5 protein-coding genes are annotated in these 6448 nt (G+C 46.7%); 3 read left to right on the top strand and 2 right to left on the bottom strand.

Translation table 11 applies throughout. The features are described from left to right. The first annotated feature begins 1115 nt into the window (after nucleotides 1-1115). The gene (locus tag NDI34_RS22380) at nucleotides 1116-1322 is read left to right on the top strand and encodes a glycogen debranching protein (RefSeq protein WP_190414452.1); all 207 of its coding nucleotides are present in this window, start codon (nucleotides 1116-1118) and stop codon (nucleotides 1320-1322) included. 34 nt (nucleotides 1323-1356) lie between these two features. Here NDI34_RS22380 and NDI34_RS22375 read toward each other — a convergent pair whose 3' ends face one another. Next, nucleotides 1357-2445: an NAD-binding protein gene (locus tag NDI34_RS22375; protein ID WP_190429967.1), complete on the bottom strand. Its 1089-nt coding sequence runs from the start codon at nucleotides 2443-2445 to the stop codon at nucleotides 1357-1359. Nucleotides 2446-2546: 101 nt separating this feature from the next. On the opposite strand from NDI34_RS22375, the gene NDI34_RS22370 reads away from it, so the two are divergent. Continuing rightward, on the top strand, nucleotides 2547-3224 hold the full coding sequence (locus NDI34_RS22370; RefSeq protein WP_190414454.1) for a TrkA family potassium uptake protein: 678 nt from the start codon (nucleotides 2547-2549) through the stop codon (nucleotides 3222-3224). On the opposite strand, the gene NDI34_RS22365 is transcribed toward NDI34_RS22370, so the two are convergent. Continuing rightward, nucleotides 3221-4864, bottom strand: coding sequence for a sodium:proton antiporter (locus NDI34_RS22365; protein ID WP_242029114.1), 1644 nt, complete (start codon nucleotides 4862-4864; stop codon nucleotides 3221-3223). The genes NDI34_RS22370 and NDI34_RS22365 overlap by 4 nt on opposite strands. Before the next feature lie 279 nt (nucleotides 4865-5143). On the opposite strand from NDI34_RS22365, the gene NDI34_RS22360 reads away from it, so the two are divergent. Beyond that, nucleotides 5144-6421, top strand: a complete 1278-nt coding sequence (locus tag NDI34_RS22360) for an aspartate aminotransferase family protein (RefSeq protein WP_348233874.1) — start codon at nucleotides 5144-5146, stop codon at nucleotides 6419-6421. Nucleotides 6422-6448: the final 27 nt, after the last annotated feature.

Raw genomic sequence — 6448 nt, 5'->3', positions numbered from 1 at the left:
TTGATGATGTCTACTTTCTTTATAAATTCTTTTGAGAATCCTTTGAGTTTCTCGGCTTAAATCTCTAATAAATCTCATAAGTCTCTTGTTTTCTTGACTTTTGTTTTAGCTTAATTCTACTTTTTATTATGTGTAATTTATTTTACATAAGTACTTATAAAACAAAAGCGCAATAGGTACTAAAATAAAGCCATCTAGAAAGAAGTTTTACTCTAGTACCTATTGCATTAGTTAAAAGTGAGTGTGAGTAAGTCGTAAGTCACTCTGCCAGTACGGGTCTCGCAAACTTAACTGACAGGGTGACTGCCCTTTTAATAGGCTTCTATATTGTGAAAGAGTAAGTGATATTACGGTCACTTAATTAACACTTATTCACAATTATTTTGCTGTATCTAATTGGATGTATTTTTCAGCGATCAAGGAATTAAGTGAAGCGACTAGGATTTTCCCGTGGTATGGCTGATAGTCTCTGGGATACATTAAACGGACGTACGTCCCTGCTAGATGAGATCGTCCTAATTTAGTCAAATATTCCCAGACTCCGAGAGTGCTAAGGTTTGTTCGCAAGTGTCAAATGAAAGTAAGCCACAATTCTCCTAAGCGTTTTATGTGTTTGTCGGAAAAAGTTTAACTATAAAGTTTAACTATTCTGGAGAAATGAACATAGATATCAGGAGAGGCTAAAGCGACTCCAAGGGGATGTGAATCACCAGTAGGAGTAGTCTGTACTAGATCAGTAGTACACCCACTAAGAGCTGATTCTCAATTAAAAAGATTATTGACAATAAGAGCCTTCTGTATGACCTCTACAAACCCCATGAAGAGATGGGTACTCGTTGATTAAGGTTAGATACCTAAACAGTGCCGGATATGACTTGTAGGTGCCAAGAGTTAAACTCTAATTAGGGTAAGGTTTTTAGGCGCTACCTAAGTAAGACATCGATAAGGTAATGCCAAGACTGCTGTAAATAAGTAAGCAATGAGTAATGTAAAGGAGTTAAACTCTCTACGAAGGGACGCTACTCTCAGACCACCTGAGTAAGCAACGGGTAAGTAATGAATAAAGTAAGAACTAGAAAAAGCCCAGCAATACAACGATTACAAGCTTTATGCCTATGACCATTTGGGTGAACGAACAGATCGACCCGTCTGGGATGATTCATGCCTGTATTGCCTGTTGTGATGAAGCGCAGGCACAAGATTGTCATGAATCCTACCAGCAAAATTTAACCGATTTCCAAAAGGAGTCGGGTTGGATTGCCAGATTGCGGACGGTTGATTCTTGGGATGAGGTGCCAGTGAATTCCCTGAAACTGGATTAATTAAAGCGATCGCTAGGTAGAAAAACTGATTGGGTTAGGTATGCTTGGGCGGACGCAGTTTCCCAGAACTAATGGGAATGAGGATTTGGCTGAGGATTCGCAGTTGTTCTGCTGTACCCATGCAAATGAGCAAATCTCCCGCCAGTAATTGAGTTTCTCCCGTGGGACCCCCGATGAGGGTGCCATCGGCGCGACGAATGGCGAGAACTAAAGCGCCCGATTGCGATCGCAACCGGGCTTCTCTTAGGCTTTGTCTCACAACGGGACAACTTTGAGGATCGATCAGGAACTCTTCCATATAAAAAGCTCGATCGGTTCCCGTGAGGATACCATCCACAAAGTCCATCACCTGGGGTCTAAGCGCTGCTGCTGCCATGCGCCTGCCGCCAGTAATATAGGGGGAAACCACGGCATCAGCACCGGCGCGTTGCATTTTTTGCACCGCTTCTTCTGTACTTGCCCGCGCGATCGCTCGAATGTTTGGATTGAGCGTTTTCGCCGAAATCACCGTATAGAGATTTTCTGCATCCGAAGGTAGCGCCGCCACCAGACAAATCGCCCGTTCAATCGCTACCCTGTGAAGCGTGTCATCCAGCGTCGCATCGCCTTGCACCGCGATATAACCCAACTGTAGCGCCTCCTCTACCGGCTCCACCTGAGAGTCTATGGTCACAAACGAAATGCCTTCCGCCTTAAACTCTTTGGCAATCTGACGCCCGGTGCGCCCAAATCCACAAAGGATATAGTGTTCGTTTAAAGAATCTACCAAACGCCGCCGCTGCCTCAGTCGTCCTCCCTCTTGAAAGTAGCCTTGAATCAGGGCTTCTGTAAACCGATTGACGATGTAACCGATGCTGACCACACCTGTTAAAATCAGGGCGATCGTAAACAAGCGACCGCGATTACCCAGCGGATTAGTTTCTCCATACCCCACAGTTGCTAGCGTGATCACAGTCATATAGGCGGCATCTGACCACGACCAACCCTCCACCAGCTTGTACCATAAAGTGCCGAGCAGGGCGACACCAAAGAGTGCGATCGCACCGCCAATCAACTCTTGACGAAGGCGTTCATATTTTTGCTCAAGTGCTGTCCGATCGTTGCTTACACTGCCTGTAGTCACCTAAGTCAATTTTAGAAAAAAATGTGGAGGATACCCTCGCAGGATAACCGCTCTCGACTTGTAAAGTGAAGCACAGAGTCAATATTCTTAGAGAGACAGCTATGTTTGTACTCATTGGTGGAGCCGGACTTGTTGGGTTGGATTTAGCGCAACGGCTGGTAGACCTGGGGCATACCGTCGCCGTAATTGATATCGATCCAAGTGCTTGCCGGTATGTCCGCGAACAAGTCGGCGCAATGGCATTTGAAGGAAGTGCTGTCAGTACCGAGGTGCTGCTAGAAGCCGGGATTCACAAAGCTGATGCCGTCGCAGCCGTTCTCCGTCATGATGCCTTAAATCTAGCAATGGTCACGCTTGCTAAACACTACGGCGTTTCCCATATTGTGAGTCGAGTGCGCCACCGTGATTTTGCCGAACCCCTACGCATTGTCGGGGCTTCTCATATCATCAGTACTGTTGATTTGGGAGTTTCTACAATGGTGAATGCGATTGAGTATCCGCAAGTAGAATCAATGATGCATTTTGAGCAGGGTCAAATTGAAGTTTTAAAACTCTCGATTCCCCAAAAGTGCTATGTTGTCGGTCTTACCGTTGCTGAAATCGCTCAAGAACCCCAATTTCCTACAGGCTCTTTAATTATTGGTTATCAATCCCATCCCCACATGGATTTAGAAATTCCCAACGGAAGTACAGTATTAGAGCCAGGAGCGACGATATTAATGGTGACGAAGCCAGGGTCATTACATCAAGCCATTGATTTTATTAATGGTTGTGCCTAATCATCTTCTAGTTTCATCAGTTGTTCATCAATTGTTTTTATTCGCCCTTGCACAATTTCCTCAGAGAGAATTCGCTGCCGGATCGCCTCATTTAGCGCCCCTTTTTCTGCCAAGAGTAATCGTCGTCGAATGGCGTCAAGTTTTGAGCGATCGCCTTCAACTAATTGTCCCGGACGACGATTATAAAGATTCCGCAGCGCTTTTTCTGCCCCGGCAACTTGCACCTGATAAACGGCTCGCATTTCTTCATAAACACTTTTTGGCAAAACCCCTTTTTTCAATAGACTATCCAATTCATCTTGAGCTGCCTTAGAAGCAATTAACTGAGCCTGCAATTCCTCAATTTGTTGGCGAGAATCTGAGAAGCGAGAGAGTTGCAACCGGCGTACAAACCAAGGTAAACTTACGCCCTGCCCTACGAGAGATAACAACACCGCACCAAACACTAAAGCGATCAACTGCTCTCGCCCCGGTAGTGTTGTAGGTAAGCTAAGGGCAAGAGCCATTGAAAGAGAGCCTTTGATATTACCTAAAAACAGGACGTGCTGCCAGCGCAATGGAATCGGACGGTCAAACCAACGCACTCCAGCCAACAGCGGATAGACAGTGAGGACTCGCGCAATTTGGTAAGCCAAAACGGCAAGCAGAACCGCTGGCAAAGTCCTCCAGAACGTCACCGGGTTTATTTCTACACCAATCAGCAGAAAAATAAAGGTATTGACTGCAAAACTGGCATAGTCCCAGAAACTTAACAACGCGATCCGATCGGAAGCAGACGTGCTGCGAGAAAGACCAACGTTCCCGAAAATTAATCCAGCTACAACCACAGCCACAGCACCGGATACCCCTAAAGATTGCCCGATTTGAAAGGTTCCTAATGCAACTGCAACGGTTAGCAAGAGACTGCTAAGGGGATCGTGTAAACGAAGAAATACAGGGATGCTTAAATAGCCCAAGACTAAGCCAACGAGACTGCCTCCCACGGCAACAAATAATAGTTGTTGGATTCCTTCTAATACTGTGAGCGAACCTGTCGAATACACTGTCAGAATCAGGTTAAATGAAACTAGGGCGGCAGCATCGTTGAAGAGGGTTTCTCCTTCAACGATCGTGGAAAGCCGGGAGGGTACAGGTATCTCCTTAAAAACGGCAATCATGGAAACCGTATCAGTGTTTGCGAGAATAACTCCAATTAGTAGCGCTGGTATCCAATCTAGCCCTAGCCCAAATTTCAACAGAACGGCAATAATTGCCGAGGAAAGTATCGCCCCTGGACCCGCTAAAAGGGCAATTGGTTTAAACGTGCTTCGGAGACGGCTAACATCTGTATTGATGCCAGCTTCAAAGATGAGAATTGGCAGGAAAAGATTCAATACTAAGGAAGGATCGAGTCCAATCCGGCGAGAAAATAGTTCCGTGATTGGTAAACCTGCCAACACTAAACCCGTGACATAGGGAACGCGAAGCCGCTGTGTCACCAGGGCAACAACTGTGGCAATTAGCAGGAGAATAATCAGAATTGGGACTAACTCTGCAATGTTTGCTTGAGGCTGCTGGTTTGTTTGGTTAAGATTAGCGAGAACAAACGGCTGCGGAAAGCACCAGACGGGGAGTTTTGCTAAGGATAAAAGATGCATCATCTGATTTAGCTGATTGGGACAAACAAAAATGAGGAGCGATCGCAACTTAAACTTTCCCAAAATCATCCTGTCAGACGAGCCGATTGGATCAAGTGCAATGCTCGCGGTCAATCTTAGACTCAACCTGGAGTCGCGTGGACGATGTTAACCGCCTCAGCTAACCTTTCGCAAGTAAGGCTGTTTCTGTTTTCTCAGGGTTTATAGTTCCCTTTAAACAGAACTTTTTGAAAATTCCCTTTAAGATTGCCAAATAAGGATAAAAAATTTCAGGAGTAAGCAGTGAGTCTAGAAACTCTGGTTGAAAATTCCTCAATTCCGGCAGAGTCAGGCGTGTCCGTTCCGTATGACCCAGAAGGCTTTGACGCCTCGGTGATGAGTACCTACGGGCGCTATCCCCTAGCTTTAGAACGGGGTGCGGGTTGCCGCCTGTGGGATAGCGAGGGGCGCGAATATCTGGACTTTGTTGCCGGGATTGCCACTTGTACCCTCGGACACGCTCACCCAGCTTTGGTGGAAACCGTAACTCGCCAAATCCAGACGCTGCACCATGTCTCTAACTTGTATTACATCCCGGTGCAAGGGGAACTGGCAAAATGGTTGATCGAGCATTCCTGCGCGGATCGGGTGTTTTTCTGCAATTCCGGTGCTGAGGCGAACGAAGGGGCGATTAAACTGGCTCGGAAATACGCCCACACGGTCAAAGGGATACAAAAGCCGATTATTTTGACTGCTCACGCCAGCTTCCACGGGCGCACGTTGGCGACGATTACCGCTACAGGTCAACCGAAGTACCAGAAAAATTTTGCCCCGTTGATGCCTGGTTTTTACTATGTGCCTTACAACGATATTGGGGCGATCAAGAATGCGATCGCTACTCTCGACGAAGGCGATCAAAACGTCACCGCCATTATGCTAGAAGCCTTGCAGGGAGAAGGCGGTGTGCGTCCCGGTGATGTCAAATACTTCCAAGAATTGCGGAAAATCTGCGATGACAACGACATATTGCTAATTTTAGATGAAGTGCAAGTTGGCATGGGTCGCAGCGGCAAGTTCTGGGGATACGAGAATTTAGGGATTGAGCCGGATATCTTCACTTCTGCCAAGGGATTAGGCGGCGGCATTCCCATCGGTGCAACCTTGTGCAAGAAACATTGCGATGTTTTTCAGCCGGGAGATCATGCTAGCACTTATGGTGGCAATCCTTTTGCCTGTGCGGCTGCGTTAACCGTCTGTCAGACGATAGAACGGGATAATATTCTGCAAAATGTACAAGATCGGGGCGAACAATTACGAGCTGGATTGAGTGCGATCGCATCTAAATATCCCGACCAAATTAGTGAAGTGCGTGGCTGGGGTTTAATCAGCGGCATGGAGTTGAAGGCAGAGATTGATTTAACTTCAGCAGATGTTGTGAAAGCAGCGATCGCCGACGGCTTATTGTTGGTACCTGCTGGTCCCAAAGTGATTCGATTTGTGCCGCCGCTGATTGTCTCTGCTGAAGAGGTAAACCAAGCGCTGCAAGCCGTTGAACGGGCAATGGCAACCGTAACCGCGTAGGAAATCGGAAAGTTTTGAGTTATGAGT

It is taken from the genome of Trichocoleus sp. DQ-U1, from assembly GCF_039961925.1.
Classification (GTDB): Bacteria; Cyanobacteriota; Cyanobacteriia; order Cyanobacteriales; family FACHB-T130; genus FACHB-T130.
This window is presented reverse-complemented; position numbering and strand designations above follow the sequence as displayed.